The following is a 19420-nucleotide window of genomic DNA, read 5'->3' on the forward strand; positions in this document are numbered from 1 at the left end:
GCCGAAATGCCAGTGCAGCCAGCTGTCAAACGACACAATCTAATGCGCCGGAGCGACATACACACAGCAAGCAGATCGGTCGGGCTCTCAGGGAGCTAGGCGGCCCAAACGGGCTGACCCGTATGCGGGGAGGCCTGAAGTCGACCTGGCGGAGCGACTGTTGAACCGGCAACCTGGTTAGCTGCTGCGCGCCGCGCGGTGGCAGTCGGTCCCGGCGTCTCATCTCCGTGATAACGGGACCGACACGCATTCCATGGGACGCTCGGAGCCGACAAATCTGATGACGCATTCAGCCTGCCCGCACCGGTCTGCCGGCACGAGCCGATCCACGCGTCCGCGGAGTACGGACGGGGCACGGAACACGAGGTCCTGGGCCAACTAGGGCGTGTTTGAAATGAGGTCACAGAGACTGCCGTATCAAGGCGAGTTGGACGGTCGCTTCGTAGCGGACGGCGAGCTTGTCGTAGCGCGTCGCGACGCCGCGGGCCTGCTTCAACAAGCCGATCCGGCACTCGACCTTGTGCCTGGCCTTGTACTTCTCTCGGTCGAAGCCGGGTGGTCGGCCACCGGCCGATCCCCGGCTCCGCCGGTGTCCGGCCTGATCGCGCTTCTCCGGGATGGTGTGCGCGATGTTGCGTCTGCGCAGGTAAGCGCGGATCTCACGGGAGGAGTACGCGCGGTCGGCGAGCACGTGATCAGGCCGGACACGAGGCCGCCCGCCGCCCGGCCGGGGGACCCGGATGCGGTCCATGACCTCGATGAACTGCGGCGCGTCGCCGCGTTGGCCGCCGGTCACCACGATGGCGAGGACGTGCCCGGCGGCGTCGGCGGCCAGATGGAGCTTGGTACTCAGGCCACCACGCGAACGGCCGAGCCCGTGGTCCGCCGGTTCGTCCGCCAGGCCGCCGTCGTCCGGCCGGCCCTCACGGTCAGCCCCCTTTTGCGGGCTCCAGCGGCGTGCTGATGGGCCCGGCAGACCGTCGAGTCCACCGACACCTCCCACTCGACGTGTCCAGCAGCATCGGCCTTGACCTGCAACTTCTCCAGGACGCGGGCCCAGGTCCCGTCGATCTGCCAGCGCCGGAACGCCGAGTACGACGTCTCCCATGGTCCGTACCGCTCGGGTATGTCCCGCCACGGTGAGCCTGTCCGGGCCCGCCACCAGATCCCGTCGAAGACCTGCCGCCGGTCCCGCGGCTTGCGCCCCATCGTCGGCAGCGGTGGCAACACCGCTTCCAGGCGCAGCCATTGGTCGTCCGTCAGATCTCCACGAGCCATCCCAAGATCGTTTCACGACCTTGATCAACATCTCAAACACGCCCTAGTTGTCTGACCGTGGAGGTTCACCGGGTTCCGTTCGGGTCCGAGCGTCACAGGAAGTCGAATGCGGCCTGGCTGTGCGTCTGCGACCATGCAGCACCGTGGAGATCAACAATTTTGTCGTCCGGCGTGCGGTCGACTCCGATGCCGCGACAGTGGCCGAGGTGTGGCTGCGTTCCTTCACGGCCGCGCTTCCCAGTGTGCGTCGCGCTCATACGAACGACCAGGTCAGAAACTGGTTCCGGCAGGTGGTCGTGCCCAGTCTGGAGACCTGGGTGGCGACGGTCGACGGGGCGGTGGTCGGGATCATGGTGCTGGACGGCGACGACCTGGACCAGCTCTATCTCGATCCGGCCTGGCAGGGCCGAGGAATTGGCGATCATCTAGTGGAGGTGGCGAAGCAGCGTCGACCGGCAGGTCTGACTCTGTGGACGTTTCAGATCAACAAGCCGGCCCGCCGCTTCTACGAGCGACACGGCTTCATCCCCACCGAGTGCACCGACGGTCACCGTAACGAGGAGCGGGAGCCGGACATCCGATACCTATGGCGCCCTGCCTTGGGGGCGAATGCCAACGGGGGTGGCATGGCGGAGTTCGTGTCGATCGATGCGCGGCAGTTCCATCGGCTGCCCGACGACGTGGACCTGAAGCAGGGCGCTCTGTGCGCGAGGGGTCGAGCACATTGTGGTGTCCGAGCCCAACGCTGAGCGTCGGGGCAAGATCGCGGCGCTCGGGGCGCATGTCGTAGATCCCGTCGGCGAGGATCTCGAAGCGGTGGTCTCGGGCCTGACGGGAGGGGATGGTGTCGATGTGTTCCATGACGCTGCCGGTGCCGGTGCGGCGCTCCGTAGCGGCCTGGCCAACCTCGCTCCCGGCGGCCGGGTGATCTTGCAGTCGGGGCACGAAGGGCCGTTCGAGATCCAGCCGAACGAGATCATGATGGGCGAGTTCGAGTTGCTGGGGTCCCTGGGATACCGGCCCGAAGAGTTTGACGGTGTGATCGGGTGTATGTCCGCGGGCGAGTACGACACCAACGGCTGGGTCGAGGTGATGAAACTCGACGATGCTGTGGAGGCCATCCACCGGCTGCGTGCGGGAGCCGGGACCAAGATTCTGCTGCGTGTGGGGTGACGCCGGCACAGCACGGTGGGCGGACTGCCGGTTCGCCCACCGACCCCCTCGTCCAGCGGAGTCGTTCAGTGTGCCGCATCCATCTCGTTCTCGCGCCGCTGCAGCCAGTCCAGGTACCAGCTGCGAAACGTGTGGGGCATGCCGTGCGCGTCAGCGTACGGTTCAAACGGAGGGTTGTCCGCGCAGTCCCGGTCGCGGAGTTCGCCGCGGTGTGGTCCGACGAGGATGAGCCAGCCGGTCATTCCGCATCCGTTGTCGCTGATCTGGACCGCACCCCGAACGCGATCCAGGTACCAGAGGTTCTCGCCCGCCTCGCCGAAGGCCGTGAGGTAGTCGTCGTAGTAGTCGTCCTCCTCGTCAGGGGTGGTGGGCTCGTAGCCGGCGGCACGAAGCGTTGATGCTTGCCTGTCGCGCCAGTGTTCCGACTCGACGAACGGCCCGCTCGGGTCAGGCCGCAGGGGTACGTCATGGGTCCCCCAGACCCACGCCCATTGCCCGTCGATCCGTCGCAGGGATGTCAGTTCGTGCTCCGGACCGGGCCCGCCCGCACCGACCTCGGCCAGGAAGGTGCGGTACTCCTCGGGGAGTTCGACACCGTACTGGTCCTCGACCTCAGCGATCTCGGCGGCCGTCAGAACCGGCTCGAAGACCGGCTGGTCATCCGGCCGGCTCCAGCCGCGGGCTCGGCGCCCGGCCAGTTCTATCGCGATCACACGTTCACGGACCCCGGACCAGTTGCTCTGTGTGCCCACTCGGCCTCCCCTGTCGATGGCCTGCTGGACACTAGCCGACGCCACCGACACCCGCCGCCACCGGCCGGAGCAGGAGCAAGGGCAAAGGGCGGCATGATTCGGGGGATGCAGTGGTGACGCGGCCTCATTCCTGGCGTGGGAATGAGCGCTGGTCGTAGAGGCAGACCGTGGCTTGGCAGGTTCGCAGGCGTGAGGTATCGGGGCTTCAACAGCACGGGCCACACGGAATCAATGAGCGTTGTCAGCGTTACCGCTCCAGAGCGAGGAGGTCCTCAGCGGCGTACGACACTCGATTTCATGTCGCATCAGGGGTCTCCGAAGATGTGCCGGGTCCTCAGACGGGCCGCGCACGTCCCGTTCAACAAGCCTCGCTTCGGAGGCCTGTTTGGCCGCTCCTTCGTCTCGCCGTGCTGCAACAGCTCGCGAATTCTCAACAAGGCTGCCCACGGCGGGATGTCCCAAGCCACCATCCTGAACCGCTCGATGTCTTCACCCGTCGTGCCGAGGCGGCGGAAGACCCCCAGCAGGATCCGCTTCGCTGAAGAACAGCAGTGACGGCCACGTGAAGGTTCATTTCCGCATGGAGATAGACGAGGACGGCCGGCCGCCGACAAGCGTCGAGAGCATGTGGGCGAATGCGGCGGCGGCTTGGCACGTCACAGCTCGACGATGGAGTCAGAAAGTCCAAGAGCATGCGGAATTCATGCATGGCCGCCCGGACGCATGCGTCACCAGGATGACCTCCATGAACAACACCTCAGACCGGGCCGACACCCTTCACCCGCTGACCTCGAACGGCTACGAACTCGATGCCGATCGGCTGGGCCCCCTCAAACCGGTCACACCCGAAGAACTGGATGATCGGGAGACCGTACTGGCCCGCTTCGAGCAGGACGGCTACCTCTACATGCCGGGTTTCCTCGACAGAACGAGCGTGCTGGACTTCCGCCGGCACTACTTCTCCGCCCTGTCCAGCAGCGGACTGACCCGGCAGGGAAGCGATCCCGGCGAGGGCATCGCCGCCGACCCCGGGTGCGTCGACCGGGGGCGGCTGCGGGCGACCCTCTTCAACGAAGTCGTACCCGGCGCGGAGTACGAGGCGCTCTGTCGTCATCCACGACTGGTCGCCTTCTTCCGCTGGCTGCTCGGAGAGGAGGATCTGCACCTCCACCGCCGCAAGATCATCCGGCATGTCGCCCCGGACGAGGCCGGGATCGGAACGGCGACCCAGGCCCATTACGACCTGGTCTACCTCCGCGAGGGCACGGACCGAGTGGTGTCGGCCTGGATTCCGCTGGGAGACATCCCAGTCAGTCGCGGCCCTCTCATCTACCTCGAGGGCAGCCATCACGTGACGCTCCGACAGGAGGCGGAGGGCACGCTCAAGCGCCCGGCTGCGTCCCTCACCGCCGACCTGCCCGCCCTTGCCAACGCATACGACTCACGCTGGCTCGTCACCGACTTCACGGCGGGCGACGTCATGATCCACAACGCGCACATCATCCACGCGTCGCTCGACAATCATGACTCCGACGGCGTGTTCCGTCTGTCCACCGACATCCGCTACCAGCCCGCGGCCCAGCCGGTCGACCGGCGCTGGCAGAACCACTGGCATGACCAGGACGGCCTCTGACCGGAGGCGGCTCACGGCGAGGTCACCGTCTCGCCAGCTGCGTACGGTCGAGTCCGTCGACACGTCCCAGCCGAACTCGCCTACCGCATCAGCCATGGCCGATACACGCTGAATCGAGCGTTCCCAAGTTCGTCTGACGACCACGGCCGACGGCCCGCGACGGGACTCGACGGGACTCGACGGGACTCGACGGGCAAGGATTCATATGGAGGGTGTTGGTCGCGCTCCTTCGGTGCGGCGGCCTGCTACTGCTTGCTCATCTTCCGTACACCGCCCGCAGCGGAGCGCAGGGTATGTGCCGCGTCGAACGAGCGGGTGAGAGCGCGGTGCGCGGCGTCGCGTACGGCGCCGGGTGGGCGTCGTACGGGGCCGCGGCGCAGCAGGTCGGTCCAGAGGTCCAGGTGCCGCTGGGCGATGCGCGCCGGGTCGAAGCGGGCCGAGTTCCGCAGAGCTGCCTCACCCATCTGCCGTCGCAGTTCGTCGTCACCGACCAGTTCGAGCAGTGCGGCCGCGATGCCGTCCACGTCACCGGAGGTCGTCAGGCGTCCGTCGACGCCGTCCGCGATGATCTCGCGTGGTCCGACCGGGCAGTCCGTCGAGACGACGGGCAGACCGCAGCGCATGGCTTCGACGATGGTCATGCCGAACGACTCCTTGGCGGAGGCCGAGGCGGCTATGGAGGCCTTGGCCCACTCCGGTTCGAGTGGGTTCACCTTGCCCATGAGGAAGACGTTGCGGCTCAGGTCGAGTTCACGGATCAGGGCGGTCAGGGACTGTTTCGTGTCACCGGTGGCGTCGCCGTTGCCGAATATCCGCAGCTGCCAGTCCGGGTGGGCGGCGACGACCTGGGCAAATGCCGTGACGAGGAGGTCGTATCGCTTCGTGGGGGTGAGTCGGCCCGCGGCCACGATCAACTTGGCGGTGCCGTCGGCCGGTTGCACGGATGGGGCGGGAACACTGTTCGGTATCGCTTCCACCCTCACCCCCGGCAGGTTCAACTGCCGGTAGGCATGGGCATCGGCCTCGGTCACGGTGGTGAGCGCGTCCAGCGACGGGTAGCGGTGGCGCATCTCATGGCGCATGCGCAGTCCGTAACCCGACAGGGTGAGGTTCTCCTGGCCGACTCTCACGGCAGCCGGATGCGCTTGCCGGGCGATGTGCACGTTCAGGCCGGGCCGGGTCCCGACGACCACGTCGGCGTCCAGGCCCGACAGGTACCGGCCGATGCGTTCGTCGGTGAGGCGGCTGTACTGGTGGTGGCGGCCGTCGGCGCGGGGGAAGACCCTGGCGCGCTGGGCGTACCGGGGGTCGTCGCCGTCGTAGTCGGGAGAGGCGGCGCGTCTGTCGACCAGAGGGGTGAGCCTCACCCCTGGGGGCGCGCCCATGAACGGCACCCGGCGGTGCCGGAAGACCGAGATGATCTCCACGTCGTGCTGTTCGGCCAGTGCCGTGGCGAGGTTGAAAGTCGTCCTGATCGTGCCGCCGATGCCGTAGGCGTTGTGGATGAGGAAGCAAATGCGCATGCGCGAGACATTTCGTGAGGGGCGAGGGATCTTGAACGGATGACGCCCAAGTCCGCTTCGGGACAGGGGACTTCGCCGCGTCGTGCGACGCGCGTCCTGGGTCTCCCGGCAGTCTCGTGCGCGGCGCGTCCGCGCCGCTTCGGGCGAAGGGTCCCGGTCCAGGGGCGCAGGAGGGCCATGGGAACTGCAGCCGTTCGGATGATGTGCTGGGGCGGAGACAGCGGTAGATGTGGTGAGTAGGGACCCGTGGACAGGGCGCGCACAGGAAGAGGATCAATCAGTGACTGAGCACCATGACGCGGGCCTGGGGAGCTCCGATCCCGACGCGTGGTGGCTGACGGCAGCCATGCAGACCGCGTTCGTCCTGCTCCTCGCCGGCTCGATCACGCGCCTGCTGACGCACGACGGGCCGGATGCCCACACCGGCTGGAGCCTCGGACTGTTTGTCCTCTTCGGGCTGCTCCATCTGAGCGGACGAATATGGGCCCCTGCCCCGCGACTTGGCGAGCGGCCCACCACCCGGTACCTCCTCCGCCTCGGTGGGGTGGTTGCCGTCTGGCTGGTCCTGCTCGTCCTCGAACCCAGCGCGACGTGGTGCACCCTGCCGCTGCTCTTCACCGGTCTGCTCCGGCTGCCGGGGCAGGTCGCGGTGGCGCTGGCCGCGCTGCTGACGCTCCTGATGGTCGCGTCCGAACTACGCGTGGCGACGGGCCCGTTCAACCCCAACCTGGTGATCGCGCCGGTGGCCCTGGGCATCGTCGCCGCGGCTGTTCTGCTGCACAGCCGGCGCCTGGCGGACCGGCAGCGCCTGCTGATCGACGACCTGGTCCGCGCCCGCGGTGAACTGGCCGCGAACGAGCGGCACACAGGCGCCCTGGCCGAACGGGAGCGGCTGTCGGCGGAGATCCACGACATCCTCGCGCAGAGTCTGTCCAGTCAGCAGATGCTGTTGCAGGCCGCTGACCGGCAGTGGCGCACGGCGCCGGACACCGCGCAGGAACACGTCCGCGAAGCCCTGGCGGGCACCGGCCGTGCGCTGGCCGAAGCGCGCCGGTTCGTCCGCGACCTGACCCCGCTCGACCTCGACGGGCACACCCTGGTGCATGCGCTGCGGGGACTCGCCGTGCCACCCGGCGGGCCACCGCCGGACGCGGAGACCGCGCCGGGCCCGGCCGTCGAGTTCCGGCTGGACGGCACACCCGGAGATCTTCCCGAGCAGATCGAGACGGCCCTGCTGCGCGTGAGTCAGGGCGCGCTCGCCAACGTACGCGAACACTCGGGAGCGACCCGGGCGGTCATCACCCTGACCTGTTCCAAGGACTCCCTCTGCGTCGACATCGCCGACAACGGCCGCGGTTTCGAACCGGGCCGCGCCCCTCGCCGGCGGGAGGCCCGCACACGCGGCCACGGCCTCGCCCTCATGGAGATGAGGGCGAGGCAGACCGGCGGAACGCTCCGCATCGAGTCGGCACCCGGCGAGGGGACGGTCGTGACGATGTCCGTGCCCCTCGCGACGCGAGAAGACACGACCACCCGAACACCGCTCAAGGCAGAGGAGGCGACACCGTGAGACCTGCCGAGAGCCGCGAACACGGACAGAACACCGAGGGATCCGAGCCGGCTGGTTCGGACTCCGGTGGCGGGACAGCCCCCGTCCGTGTTCTCCTCTGCGACGACCACGCCGTGGTGCGCGCGGGACTGCGGGCGCTGCTCCACAGCACCGAGGGAATCGATGTCGTCGGCGAGGCAGCGAGCGGAGAGGACGCGCTGGCGGCCGCCACGCGTCTGCGGCCGGACGTGGTTCTCATGGATCTGCAGCTCGGCGACGGCATGGACGGGGTGACGGCCATCCGCCGGATGGCCTCCATGGCTGCCGGACCCGATGAGCGGGGCGGACCGGTACCGCGGGTCCTGGTCCTCACCATGTTCGACACGGACGCCGACATCACCCGCGCCCTGGCGGCCGGCGCCACCGGCTACCTGCTCAAGGCGGAGCCACCGGAGCTGTTGTTCGCCGCGATCCGGGACGCGGCCGCCGGACGCCCCGTGCTGTCGGGGACGGTCGCCGACCGGATGGTGTCCCGGATCCGTGACCCGGGCCCCTCCCTCACCGAACGCGAGCGGGACATCCTCGGCCAGCTCGTCGGCGGGCTCACCAACCGCGAGATCGCGCGCGCCCTGTTCCTGAGCGAGGCCACGGTCAAGTCCCACCTGGGCCGCATCTACACCAAGTTGGAGGTGCAGACCCGGGCGGCTGCGGTGGCGACGGCCGCGCGCCACCGCCTGCTGCCGTGAGGAGCAGCACGAGGGCGATGCCTCGCGCGGGCGACCCCACCCGCGGACAGTTCGGTCAGCAGGCCCGCACAGGACCGGCCAGTGTGACGCCGACGGAGACGAAGGCCAGGAACAGGCCGCCCGTGTGCCGCAGCGGCGGAACGGACCGCTGCTCGCCAAAACCGCGCATGAGGGCACCCGGCGATCCCCGAGCCAGGGCGCGCCCGCGGTTCCGGTCGCGGCGGTAGCGATGATGTGGCCGGGCAGGTGGTTGGTGGGGCGCTTCACCGCGGAACCCTTCTGATGCCAGTCGGCGGTGAGCTGCACGCCCAGCGTGCAAGGCCCCGCGTCGTCGAGACGACTGCGGGAAGGCAGGACCGGCGTGTTCGCCGCGCGGGCGCCCAGCTGTTGTTCGGTCACGGTCTCTTTCCAGGGCGCGGCCTTCGGGCGCTCTATCAGCGGCCGGCCGCCGACTGTCAGGGAGCCGGACACGATCCGCCGCACCCACCTCAAGGGCCGTCGCGATGTCGTCGAACAGGCCCTGGGCAGTCCCGTACGCCGGAGGCCGGGGCCTTCGTCGAAGGGCGGACCGCGGCTGCGGTCTGCCGGACAAGGCGAAGGGCCCCCGCGCGGTCCCACGAGAAGAGATGCGGAGCCTCGTCATCACCATTGCCGAGGGTGACAGACCTCGCTATGTTAATGAGAAATCACATCGCTCGATCAGCTCGACAGTGATCAGAATGCGCATCTTCCTACGTCAGGTGTGCAGTTTCTCCTGGCTGGCTCCATCTCGGAGCCAGTAAGTCAATTCAGAGTCTCGAAGGCTCCGCAAGCTGCGGTCACGCACTGCCCGGCGTGGGGTGACTCGTTCAGGGGTCCACATCAGGCGCGCGGGGGCGCCTGATGGCAGGCTTCCGCGATCCACTCCTCGCTTCCAACGACCTGCACCCAAGAAGGAGTTCGCGCAATGGACGGGTTGAGCAGACGGAAGATGTTATTGACGGGCGGAGCCCTGGGTGCCGTCGGAGCGCTGAGCATGGCCTCACCGGCCGGCGCCCGGCCCCTGTGGACCTGGCCGGCGGCCAGCTCCGTGGCGGGCGCGGGCGCCGGCCTGGACCCCGAGTGGGTGTGGGACGACGAGGCGGACCCGGTACTGGCGGCCGTCATCGACCGCGGCGACGTGGCCAAGGTCAATGCCGCCCTGGCGAAGTGGACCCGCAACGACCAGCCCCTGCCCACCGAACTCCCCTCGGACGTACGGGACTTCATGGAGCAGGCCCGCAAGCTTCCGACCTGGGCGGACCGCACGAAGCTCGACCGCGGCTCCCAGTTCAGCAAGACCAAGGGGATCTACGTCGGGGCGCTGTACGGTCTCGGCAGCGGCATGATGAGCACCGCCATACCCCGCGAGGCCCGAGCGGTGTACTACTCCAAGGGCGGCGCGGACATGAAGGACCGCATCGCCAAGACCGCGCGACTCGGCTACGACATCGGGGACCTGGACGCCTACCGGCCGACGGGCTCGATGATCGTGACGTGCGTGAAGACCCGGATGGTGCACGCCGCCGTACGGCATCTGCTGCCCCAGTCTCCGGGGTGGACGCAGACCAGTGGCGGCCAGACCATACCGATCAGCCAGGCGGACATCCTCGTCACCTGGCACAGCCTGGCCACATTCGTCATGAAGCGGATGAGGGACTGGCGCGTGCGGATCAGCACGGCCGACTCGGACGCCTACCTGCATGTGTGGCAGGTCAGCGCCGCCATGCTCGGCGTGCGGCAGGAGTACATCCCCGCCACGTGGGACGCGGCCAACGCCCAGTCCGCACAGGTCCTGGACCCGATCCTGGCCGCGAGTGACGAGGGGCAGGCACTGACCGAGGTCCTCCTCGACATCGTGGCCGAACTGGATCTCGGCCTCACTCGTCCCCTGATCAGCGCCTTCGCCAGGTACACGCTCGGCGACCGGGTCGGGGACATGATCGGGCTGTCCAGGGAGCCCGTCCTGGAGCCGCTGATCGCAGCCGCCTGGCCCTTGCTGGTCGCGTTCCGCGAAGGCCTGATCTCCTTGCCCGTCATCCCGTCCATCGCCTGGACGCTGGAAGAGGCGATCCGCCAGTTCGTCCTGCTCTTCCTCGGCGAGGCCAAGCCGATCGCCATCAGCATCCCGGACACGAACCGCCCGTCCTGAGCGCAACTCCCCCGCGGACGCCGGACTGCGGCGCCCCCGGGGTGACCAGAGTGCCGGGGGCAGCCGGCCCCAACTGCCCCCGGCACCACCCCGTACCCCGCATCAGCACCGAGCGCGGTCTGATCCGCACAAGCCCCAGCCGGGAGGAACGGCAATGCGCAAACGAGGTTGGATCCTCGGCGGTACAGCAGTGGTCCTGGTGGCCGCATCGGCCGTGACACGGTTCACGATCTATCCCGCCCTGCATCAGATACCGGCAGACAGTGAGACCACGTTCCGGCTCCAGGGCACGGCCACCCTGCTCAACTCCCCCGCGCTGAGCGGCGGGAGCGGTGACCTGTTCCTCCAGGACGTGCCGGTGAAGATGACCCGGCACGTCGAGGTGAGCGACACGAGCGGGCGGACCGCGGTCGTGCACGACGACGCGTCACTGCGCGGCCCGGACGGCAAGCAACTCACGGCCTCCGCCAACGTCTGGGCGCTGGACCGGCGCGACCTGACCGAACGCCCCGCCCCCGAGGGCTCCGGGGCCCAGGACCACACAGGCCTCGCCGTAGGCTGGCCGCTGGAACCGCACCGTCGCGACTACCCGTTCTGGGACACCGGTACCCGCAAGACGGTGACCGCCAAGTACACGGGAGACAAGACCGTGGAGGGCAGGGACACCTACGTGTACGACGTGTCGGCAACCGGGCGACTCGCCGATCCCGCCGTCGCGAAGAGCCTCCCCCCGTCCCTGCCGCGAGCCGTCGTCGTCAAGGTGGCCGGCGCACTGCCCGCAGACCAGCGGCCCTCCGCATCCGCGCTGGCCGCGCTGCCCGAGACCGTCCCCCTCACCTACGGCTCGACCACCGCACAACGCGCCTGGATCGACACCGCCACCGGACTGACCATTGACGGCACACTCCACCGGACCGTGACTGCCCGGACCGAGCGCCCGGACGGCCCGCTCACGCTCTTTCCCGTGACCGACGTGAACGTCCGGGCGACGAACTCAACGGTTCAGAACCAGGCCGACACCGCCACCGACACAGGGCGACTGCTGTGGCTCCTGAGGGACGCCGGTCCATTGGGTCTCCTCATCCTCGCCCTCGTGCTGGCGGCGACGGCGGTCTGGCGAGCCCGCCGCCCCGTCGCCGCCCAACCCTCCCGGGAGGAACAGCCCCTCGATGCAGCCGGGACGCCGGCCTCCTGACCCGGACCGGCTCGCCGCAGCCGCCCTCTGCACACGCGACCAACAGAGAACTTCGGTCTCAACCACCCCCGAGCTGCCCGCGCGGCTCGACACCCAGAACAGGACACACCGCATGAACCAGTTCGAAGCGCGCACCCGCTTCCGGTCGCTGCGCGAGACCGAAGGTCCGGTCGAGGCCGCCGAACTCGACGAAATCTGGGCCGCCTTGGCCACCGTGCGGCCCGAGGAGATCCTCGGCGAGTGGAAGGGCGGCGAGTTCGACACCGGCCACCCGCTCAACGGCATGCTCGCGAAGGCTGGCTGGTACGGGAAGACGTTCCACACGCTGCAGGACGCCAAGCCCTTGATCTGTCGAGACGCGGAGGGCCGCTTGTACTCCAACCTCGAACTCGGCATGGGCGAAGCCAGCCTGTGGACCGTCGAGTTCCGCGGCGAGTCGACCGCAACGATGGTCTACGACGGCAGGCCGGTGCTCGACCACTTCAAGCGGGTCGACGACACCACCCTGATGGGAATCATGAACGGCAAGGAGGTCCCGCTGCACGGCCCCTTCTACTACTTCTTCCTGGAACGCGACCCCGCAACCGCCCACGCTGCTCAGGAGCCCAACGACAGCGCGTGAGGCGCAAGAGGATGCGTTGGTGATCGCGCCCGGCGAAGGCTACGGAACATGCCCGCCGGGATGCGGTTACCCGAAGAACAGTTTGCGATGTCGGTTTGTTCTGACGTCAGTCATCGCCCCGGGGCTACCGAAAATTAGATCGTCAGGGCGGGCTGAGCCCCCTACCGTTCCGTCATGCAGATCGTTGTGACCCTGGACTGTGTCGACACCGAAGCGCAAGCCGAATTCTGGCTCGGCGCGCTCGCACCGCTGGACTACCAGCGCGGCTTCCACGGACCTCCCTACCTGAGCTTGGTCGGGCCTGCTCCTGCACCGACTCTTCTTCTGCAACAGGTCCCAGACCCAAAGCAGGGCAAGAACCGCATGCACCTTGATCTCGACTTCGGCACCACAGACCTGATGCCCGAGGTCAACCGCCTCGAACAGCTGGGCGCTACGAGACTCTCCGAAGAACTCGGCGAACACGGCTTTCGCTGGATCGTCGTTGCCGACCCGGAGGGCAACGAGTTCTGCGTATTCAATCCTCCCAACAGCAACAACGCTGCGCAGTAGCTAAGAAGCCACGCTGAGGCTTCGCGCCTGCCCCATGCCGGCGTGCATGCGATGGCGCGGCGGACGTGATCGCTGTGAGGTCGGCCCTGGACCGCAGACTGCGGGGGAAGTCCCGAAGGTCCCCTTCCGAGCTGGAGGTGCGGAGGGGCGAACGCGGTGAGCACGATCTGTTCGAGCGGCAGGTTCCGCAGCCAGCGAGTCGGAGCTCCGGTGGTGGGCACACCCGTGGTCCGGGCCACCGTCTGATGGTGGGCGCCGGCCGAGGTGCCCTGGGTGCCGCCGCACCGGTCGGCGACCAGCTTGTCCTTGCCTCGAGAGACCGGAGCCGGACTCGCCGGAGGCCACCGGGCGCTTGGCGATGCGGTCCTGGACTCCGCGCGGATGACGGATCTTCCGGCCCGGGGTCGGGGGCCGGGTCGAGGCCGACTGACCGCGCGCGGCCGCCCGATCATGAGCCCATGCGCTGTGCCACAGGTCACCCGGGGGCGGGGCACTACCTCGGGACATCTGCGTACAGGTTGTCGTTCAACTGACTGTGGCTGCGGAGGGGACAGTGTCCCCGGGCCTCACCTATAGCCCATGGGGACGATCGTTCGGCTGAAGCCCCATGGAGCCCTTCGCCGAGAGGCGACCGCCCTCCGCGCGCCACCTCGTGCGGCCCTGGTTGGACTCCCCCCTCCAGCCAGGGCCGCCGCACGGCCTTGGGCCCTTGGTTCGCGGACGCCGTACCCATGGAATACCTCGAACGTGAGCCGAAGCCCCGAACCCGAACACACCCCGGACGGCCACTACGTGGTGATCCGCGGACGCAAGTGGCGAGCCACCGATCCAACCGTGCCCGACGACATCGCGGCGCGACTGCGCTCGCATCTCATGGCCGCTCGCCGGGCGGTAGGTGTCGCGCTCCGCGAGAACGACACCGCAGCGGAGCGTGCCGCGCGCGAGCGGGTCCACGCCGCGAAGGTCGCTCTCGGAGAGCGAGGCACACCGGCATGGTGGCAGCAGAGCAAGGCGGAGCGGAGACGGCGGTGGGAAGAAGGCTTGCACCGTCTCGACCACTCAACCTGAACTCGTGACGTGGGCTCAGGATTACTGTGCCGCCGGACGGCTGCTCCACGATCCTGTGCTTGCCAACCGCGAAGTGACGGTCGGTGTCAGCGAAGCAGCCATCCACCATCCACCAACAGCGGGTGATACTGGCTTTCTTGGAGTCGGCGTTTCACCGCCCGGGTGATCTGGTCGAGGTCGGCGGCGGCGAGGTTGCCGGTATGTCGCCGCGGACCAGCGACCAGATCCCCTCCTGCGGATGCAGATCGGGAGCGTAGGCCGGCGGCTTGAACACGGTGAGCCACTCGGCGTTCGCGTCGATGAACTCCTTGATGTCTGCGGTCAGGTGGAGGCGGACGTTGGCCCAGACCGGCACGATCGGGCCACGGAGCTGAATACGGGCGCGGACGACCAGGTCGTGGAAGTTCCGCCCCGAAGCCCTTCGGCTCGTCCTTGGGGCCTCGATACTCACGGATCGCGTTGATGAGCCGGGACCGCTGACCTCGTGTAGCAGGCGGCGAGCCGATCGGGACACCCCCTCGCCGCCCTGCGCAGCCAGCACCGCACCCGTGTCGTCGTGGTCCCATCCATCGAGGAGCCAGAACCGAGAGGCGGGGCGAATAGGCCCGGGCCCGTTGCTCCGGTGTCAGGAGCGGCGCCGATGCACAATGGCCCGGCACAGACAGCCGACGGCGATCAGCGCGGCCGCGCAACCGGCGAGCAAGTAGCTGGCGGCTTTCCCCCCGGTCTTCGCCAGTTGCGCAGGAGGAGAGGACTCGGCCCTGGGCGGGCCGGACTGGGATGCTCCGGGCTGCTGCGGGGTCGGGGTGGTCGAGGTTGGGGACGACGGCGGCGCGGATACGCGCGGTGACGCGGACGGTGACGTCGTCGACGAGGGGGCCGGCGGAGTAGCGGACTGCGACTGGAAGACCGGCGGGGCCACCGAGGAGGTCGTCGACGGCGAGGGCGAGGTGGAGGGGGTCTCCTCCATGCCGTACCCGGTGTCCCCGTAACCGTTGTCCCCGATGTCGGTGGTCCCGGAGTCGCCGTACTCCCCGACGTCGTGACCGGAGCCGGTATCACCGTAGCCGGACGACTGCTCGGCCGGCCGCTGCCCGTCAGGGTCGCCGGAGCTCATCGGCGACCCGGACGTGGTCGCGTGCACACGGGGTTGCACCACTTCTTGCGGGGAGGCGCTCATCGGCGCGGGTGCCGTCGCGACCGCCGCCGCTGGAGCCGTCGCGCAGCCGATGGCCACGGTCGACATGATCCCCAGGAGCGCGGTGCGGATGCCGTGCGAGCTGACGCCCGCCCTTCGGTTGATGTGATGTTCACACATAGCGGCCGATGATCTATTGCCGTGGGTGCGCGCAAAGTGCGGCACGCTGCCTACCTCCTCGTATTCACCCTCCTGCCCGGCTATTCATCGAATCCGGCTGCCCCGACTACAACGACTTGAGCGTTGCGCCTCACCCACACAGATGCGCTGCCCTTGGGGATGCCGCTCGTCGGCGACTCCTGTTTCGCCACTCTTACCGCGTGTCCAGCACTCCCCGGAAAGGTCCTGAGCTAGGCGCTCGCTTCGTCGTGGCGGGCGCGTTCCCGGAGCGTTCACGTCGGCTCGAGAAGGCAGCCTGACCGACATGAGCTGATCTCGGCGTGACTGGGGATCACGGCACCGGAGCCGCTGGCGGCACCCTCCACGGCGATGCTCAGGGTTCGCCGTCACTGTGACTGAGCGTTCTGGTCTGCCAGTTGAACAGTGCGTCCGAGTGGGCACCCTAGCGGCCGACGGTGGTCCAGTCGGTGGGGGCGGGCGGTACCGAGTGGCCGGCGGCGTGCTCGCGCAGGCGCCGAGTCAGTTCCGGCAGGTCGTACGCCGGGAAACTAATCTGGAGCAGCTGGAGACGAAACCGCGATGGCAGCTCCTCCTTGAACATTGCCACGTCCATCGGCTTGACCTTCACGTCCCACGCGTCGGGAGCTGCCCAGTGCGTCATCCGCACGTAGAACGCGTCCCGCGGGCCGGCGTTCGCTACGGCCGAGAGGAACGCGAGGCCGCTGTCGACCGGGAAGTCGATGAGTATCCAGCCGCGCCGGGACTCCACCCACTCCCGCATGTGCGGCAGCTTCTGCGGCCAGCCCGCGTTGCTCTCGCCGATGTCCTGGCAGCAGGTGAAGGTGTCGAACCCGCACTCCCAGATCGCCTGGATCGTGGGGGCGAGCTGTTCGTCGATCTGTGCGTGCTGGTCGCCGACTTGGACGAGAACGGTGGGATGAGTGCCTTCGTAAGAGGTCATCGAGCGATGATATGAGCGAGGTACGACACTCGTCGGGACAGGTGTCGTACCGTCCGAAGTCCCGCACCGCGGCCTACGGTCGAGCCCATCCGCCGTGCTCGCGCCGACCAATTATGACGCTGGGTCACACCGGCGAGCGGGGGGTAAGCCACGGCCCCTCCCCCCAGTCGCCGCGGCATTCCCCTCAGAAGTTGAGGAGCGATCTTGTTCTGGCGACACCGCCCGTCCAAGGCCAGATGCTGCGTTCGGGGATTGCCTGGGAACCCGCCCGGCCCTAGGCCAGCAGGGGATCTTTCAAGTGCGAATCAGCGGCCGAGGTGGTCAGCGCAGGGTGCGCAGGAAGATGTCTGCTTTGCCGTTGGTGTCGTCGGGGACGAGGTCCTCGGCTGTGGACCGGAAGACCACATGGCGCCCGCCGGCGCTGACCGAGTCGATCTCGGCCGTGGCGGGGCGGTCGGTGACGGTCTCGTCGGTGCCCGTCTGCAGGTCGCGCAGCGTCAGCGGTGCCGGCCCGGTCGTACCGGACGGGGTGTGCAGGAGGTAGCGGCCGGTGGGGTCGATGGCGACGCCCTTCACTCCGGGTACCTGGAGGTCGGTGCCGGAGGCGATGTCGTGGACGTAGGTGTCTGCGCCCGAGAGGTAGACGATCTTGTTGCCGTCGTCACTGAGCTGCACGAGCTCGGCCGCCCTGTCCGGGCCCTCGATCGGGTAGGTCACGTTGTTGTCGGCCCAGTCCCACAGGAGGATGTCCTGCTCGCCGCCGTCCTGGTAGGCGAGACGGGTTCCGTCGCCGCTGAGGGACGGCCGGATCGATGCGGTGTTGTGGATGATGTCGACGGTCTGCAGCTCGCCGGTGTCCGGTCGGCGGACCTCGACGCGCTGATTCTGCTCCGGGTACCTGAAGCTGACACTGAACGCCTGATGGCGTTCGCTCGCGCCCATGGACGCCTCGCAGCTGTTGAGCGAGCAGGTGTAGGAGGACGACCACCCCAGGCTCAGGTGGTTCTGATAGAGGGCCATGTGGTCGAACCTGGGTGCCAGATAGGCGAGAACCTGCCCGTCGCTGCTGAGCATGGGCGGCGCCATCGCGGGCCCGCCGAACTGCTGGTTCTGCCCCGTCGCCAGATCGCGGACGAACACCCGGTCGTTCCGTCCCGTGTTCCCGGGGGTGAGGTTGTTCGCGTACGAGGAGAAGGCGATCCGGTCACCGGACGGCGTGATCGACACCTCGGCGGAATCGTCGTTGGCCTGGGTGCCGTCGGCCGCGACGCTGACCCTCTCGACACCGACCACGTCGGCGCCGGCCCCGATCGCGCCGTCGGCGGGCCCGGCCCAGGCCGCTCCGGGCAGGACCGCCGTGATCACACAGACCACGGCCGCCGCGCTCGCCGCGACCCGCCCGCGTCTTGCTGTAACCCGCTTCATACGTCTCTGCATGTTTCCCCCCAGACACCTTCTGCCTCGGTACCCCATACGGAGAACCACGGACATGCAAACGTCACAGAGCGACGCGGTCAACGCGCAGACGCGCCAGATGCCCTGCCGGCACGCACGGTTTCAGTCATCCCAGATCCATTCCGTCACCCCGCCAACTCCCGTCACAACGGCGGCAGCAGGGCTGTGTCGATGCCGTGCACGCAGGCGGGCAGCCAGTCAGCGCGTTGGATGGGGGATTGCCATCGAGTGCTCGTCGGTGGACGTGTCGGCGGGCATGGGGTGTGCAGGGTGCGGCTCGGTCCCGGTGGGATGGAGTGCGGCGGTGAGACGGCGACGGAACGGGGTGGCGAGTCGCTGGTCGATCAGCCCGTTCAACGCGGCGGCCAAGAGGATGGAGGCGAGAAGCCCCAGAGCAACGGAAGGCAGGAGGCCGAGTCCAGGGGCGGCCTTGAGGATGCCGCGGGCGACAGGGATGCCCAGACTCTGGTGGACCAAGTAGAAGGGATAGGTCAGGGCTCCTGCGTAGACGAGGAACCGCCATTGGATGTGGCGCAGCGGCCCTGGTCCGGCCAGGGCCAGCAGGACGAGGAAGCCGGTGAGGACGGCGGCGCTGACCGCCCAGTTGGAGTCGGCGTGGCCGGCGACGCGGTCGTCCAGGACGGTCAGGGTGTAGCACCAGGCGAAGCCGGCCAGGAGCCACAGGAGCAAGTTGGGCCCGAAACGGTGCATCAAGTAGAGCGCGATACCGGTGGCAAAGAGCCCGGCGTACTGGCTGAGGAGGATTTCGTCGAGGGCGGCCGAGTTGAGCTCTCGGCCGATGGACGCCAGGAGCAGCCACAGGAATGAGAAGGCTATGACGCGCCGGTAGGTCAGGCCGATCAGGAGCAGGGCGCCCATGAGGAGGTAGAAGCGGGCTTCCACCCAGAGCGTCCATGCGACCCCGTCGGTGAAGTCCAGACCGAGCGGGCTGGGAATCATGGTGAGGTTGCCGAGAGTGGTGCGCAGGTCTGTGGGTGCTCCTGATCGCTGTCCGAGGAGCACGGTGACGGTCCCCGCGGCGACAATGATCAGCACCACGGCCCAGTACAGAGGGAAGAGCCGCGCGATGCGGGAGACAGCGAATTGCGCCGGGCTTCGGTCCCAGCAGCTCATGCAGATGACGAATCCGCTGACCAGGAAGAACGCCTCGACGCCCAGCCAGCCGTAGCTGCTGACGGCGTGGAGGAGCGGTGCGGCCTGGGCCAGTTCGTAGTCGCTGCCCCAGAATCGGGGGGTCGGGGTGCCGAGGTAGTGGTAGGCGGCTACGGCTCCTGCCGCAAGGAGCCGGAGGCCGTCGACCGCGGCCAGGCGCCCGCGTTTGGCGGAATCGCGGGACCGTGGCTGCCCGTCCTCCTGGCCCGGCGTGAGCGGGCTGCCGCCGGTTTCGGGTAGGGGCACGGACAT

The 19420-nt window shown here is 68.4% G+C and carries 17 protein-coding genes and 1 pseudogene; 11 read left to right on the forward strand and 7 right to left on the reverse strand.

Features of this window, described 5'->3' with window-relative positions; all coding sequences use genetic code 11:
• Positions 1 to 400: 400 nt before the first annotated feature.
• Positions 401 to 1278, reverse strand: a protein-coding gene (locus RBJ77_RS50155; protein ID WP_372351043.1) for an IS5 family transposase whose coding sequence is annotated in 2 segments (ribosomal slippage) — positions 401 to 942 and positions 942 to 1278 — 879 coding nt in all. Because the reading frame shifts where the segments join, the coding sequence is not laid out codon by codon here.
• Positions 1279 to 1421: 143 nt separating this feature from the next.
• Here RBJ77_RS50155 and RBJ77_RS50160 point away from each other — a divergent pair.
• Both RBJ77_RS50160 and RBJ77_RS50165 read left to right on the forward strand, forming a co-directional pair.
• Positions 1422 to 1874: pseudogene (locus RBJ77_RS50160) on the forward strand (N-acetyltransferase family protein); the annotation flags it as partial.
• Between the two features lie 133 nt (positions 1875 to 2007).
• Positions 2008 to 2451 (forward strand): zinc-binding dehydrogenase, encoded by a 444-nt coding sequence (locus RBJ77_RS50165; RefSeq protein ID WP_372351044.1) that lies wholly within the window; start codon positions 2008 to 2010, stop codon positions 2449 to 2451.
• Between the two features lie 65 nt (positions 2452 to 2516).
• On the opposite strand, the gene RBJ77_RS50170 is transcribed toward RBJ77_RS50165, so the two are convergent.
• Positions 2517 to 3203, reverse strand: a complete 687-nt coding sequence (locus RBJ77_RS50170) for an SMI1/KNR4 family protein (RefSeq protein WP_372351045.1) — start codon at positions 3201 to 3203, stop codon at positions 2517 to 2519.
• Positions 3204 to 3783: 580 nt separating this feature from the next.
• On the opposite strand from RBJ77_RS50170, the gene RBJ77_RS50175 reads away from it, so the two are divergent.
• A complete protein-coding gene (locus RBJ77_RS50175) occupies positions 3784 to 4836 on the forward strand; it encodes a phytanoyl-CoA dioxygenase family protein (RefSeq protein WP_372351046.1) in 1053 nt (350 codons plus the stop codon).
• Between the two features lie 245 nt (positions 4837 to 5081).
• Here RBJ77_RS50175 and RBJ77_RS50180 read toward each other — a convergent pair whose 3' ends face one another.
• Entirely contained in the window at positions 5082 to 6359 is a 1278-nt protein-coding gene (locus tag RBJ77_RS50180; RefSeq protein WP_372351047.1) for a glycosyltransferase, read from the reverse strand.
• 346 nt (positions 6360 to 6705) lie between these two features.
• Between RBJ77_RS50180 and RBJ77_RS50185 the strand changes: the two genes are divergently transcribed.
• The 7 genes from RBJ77_RS50185 to RBJ77_RS50215 all read left to right on the forward strand — a co-directional run bounded on the left by RBJ77_RS50185 (position 6706) and on the right by RBJ77_RS50215 (position 14261).
• A complete protein-coding gene (locus tag RBJ77_RS50185; RefSeq protein ID WP_372351552.1) occupies positions 6706 to 7929 on the forward strand; it encodes a sensor histidine kinase in 1224 nt (407 codons plus the stop codon).
• Positions 7926 to 8654 (forward strand): response regulator, encoded by a 729-nt coding sequence (locus RBJ77_RS50190; protein WP_372351048.1) that lies wholly within the window; start codon positions 7926 to 7928, stop codon positions 8652 to 8654. Before RBJ77_RS50185 ends, RBJ77_RS50190 begins: the two co-directional genes overlap by 4 nt.
• Positions 8655 to 9600: 946 nt before the next feature.
• Entirely contained in the window at positions 9601 to 10824 is a 1224-nt protein-coding gene (locus RBJ77_RS50195) for an oxygenase MpaB family protein (protein ID WP_372351049.1), read from the forward strand.
• A gap of 154 nt (positions 10825 to 10978) precedes the next feature.
• On the forward strand, positions 10979 to 12019 hold the full coding sequence (locus RBJ77_RS50200; protein ID WP_372351050.1) for a porin PorA family protein: 1041 nt from the start codon (positions 10979 to 10981) through the stop codon (positions 12017 to 12019).
• Between the two features lie 112 nt (positions 12020 to 12131).
• On the forward strand, positions 12132 to 12641 hold the full coding sequence (locus tag RBJ77_RS50205) for a DUF4334 domain-containing protein (RefSeq protein ID WP_372351051.1): 510 nt from the start codon (positions 12132 to 12134) through the stop codon (positions 12639 to 12641).
• Positions 12642 to 12815: 174 nt separating this feature from the next.
• Entirely contained in the window at positions 12816 to 13193 is a 378-nt protein-coding gene (locus RBJ77_RS50210) for a VOC family protein (RefSeq protein WP_372351052.1), read from the forward strand.
• Between the two features lie 747 nt (positions 13194 to 13940).
• A complete protein-coding gene (locus RBJ77_RS50215) occupies positions 13941 to 14261 on the forward strand; it encodes a hypothetical protein (RefSeq protein WP_372351053.1) in 321 nt (106 codons plus the stop codon).
• A 151-nt stretch (positions 14262 to 14412) separates the two neighbouring features.
• Here RBJ77_RS50215 and RBJ77_RS50220 read toward each other — a convergent pair whose 3' ends face one another.
• On the reverse strand, positions 14413 to 14712 hold the full coding sequence (locus RBJ77_RS50220) for a transposase (RefSeq protein ID WP_372351054.1): 300 nt from the start codon (positions 14710 to 14712) through the stop codon (positions 14413 to 14415).
• Positions 14713 to 15067: 355 nt separating this feature from the next.
• Here RBJ77_RS50220 and RBJ77_RS50225 point away from each other — a divergent pair, with 355 nt between their 5' ends.
• On the forward strand, positions 15068 to 15253 hold the full coding sequence (locus RBJ77_RS50225) for a hypothetical protein (RefSeq protein ID WP_372351055.1): 186 nt from the start codon (positions 15068 to 15070) through the stop codon (positions 15251 to 15253).
• Between the two features lie 768 nt (positions 15254 to 16021).
• Here RBJ77_RS50225 and RBJ77_RS50230 read toward each other — a convergent pair.
• From RBJ77_RS50230 to RBJ77_RS50240, 3 genes are all read right to left on the reverse strand, one after another.
• Entirely contained in the window at positions 16022 to 16540 is a 519-nt protein-coding gene (locus RBJ77_RS50230; protein ID WP_372351056.1) for a hypothetical protein, read from the reverse strand.
• Positions 16541 to 16861: 321 nt separating this feature from the next.
• A complete protein-coding gene (locus RBJ77_RS50235; protein ID WP_372351057.1) occupies positions 16862 to 17977 on the reverse strand; it encodes a hypothetical protein in 1116 nt (371 codons plus the stop codon).
• A gap of 216 nt (positions 17978 to 18193) precedes the next feature.
• Positions 18194 to 19420: an acyltransferase family protein gene (locus tag RBJ77_RS50240; protein ID WP_372351058.1), complete on the reverse strand. Its 1227-nt coding sequence runs from the start codon at positions 19418 to 19420 to the stop codon at positions 18194 to 18196.

It is taken from the genome of Streptomyces sp. KL116D (assembly GCF_030766975.1).
Taxonomy (GTDB): domain Bacteria; phylum Actinomycetota; class Actinomycetes; order Streptomycetales; family Streptomycetaceae; genus Streptomyces; species Streptomyces longispororuber_A.

What these genes read in the sequence shown, in the direction of transcription:
- RBJ77_RS50175 (WP_372351046.1), top strand. Translation starts at nt 3,784, where the DNA reads ATGGAGATAGACGAGGACGGCCGGCCGCCGACAAGCGTCGAGAGCATG.
- RBJ77_RS50180 (WP_372351047.1), bottom strand. Translation starts at nt 6,359, where the DNA reads ATGCGCATTTGCTTCCTCATCCACAACGCCTACGGCATCGGCGGCACG.
- RBJ77_RS50185 (WP_372351552.1), top strand. Translation starts at nt 6,706, where the DNA reads ATGCAGACCGCGTTCGTCCTGCTCCTCGCCGGCTCGATCACGCGCCTG.
- RBJ77_RS50195 (WP_372351049.1), top strand. Translation starts at nt 9,601, where the DNA reads ATGGACGGGTTGAGCAGACGGAAGATGTTATTGACGGGCGGAGCCCTG.
- RBJ77_RS50200 (WP_372351050.1), top strand. Translation starts at nt 10,979, where the DNA reads ATGCGCAAACGAGGTTGGATCCTCGGCGGTACAGCAGTGGTCCTGGTG.
- RBJ77_RS50205 (WP_372351051.1), top strand. Translation starts at nt 12,132, where the DNA reads ATGAACCAGTTCGAAGCGCGCACCCGCTTCCGGTCGCTGCGCGAGACC.
- RBJ77_RS50210 (WP_372351052.1), top strand. Translation starts at nt 12,816, where the DNA reads ATGCAGATCGTTGTGACCCTGGACTGTGTCGACACCGAAGCGCAAGCC.
- RBJ77_RS50230 (WP_372351056.1), bottom strand. Translation starts at nt 16,540, where the DNA reads ATGACCTCTTACGAAGGCACTCATCCCACCGTTCTCGTCCAAGTCGGC.
- RBJ77_RS50235 (WP_372351057.1), bottom strand. Translation starts at nt 17,977, where the DNA reads ATGCAGAGACGTATGAAGCGGGTTACAGCAAGACGCGGGCGGGTCGCG.
- RBJ77_RS50240 (WP_372351058.1), bottom strand. Translation starts at nt 19,420, where the DNA reads ATGTCCGTGCCCCTACCCGAAACCGGCGGCAGCCCGCTCACGCCGGGC.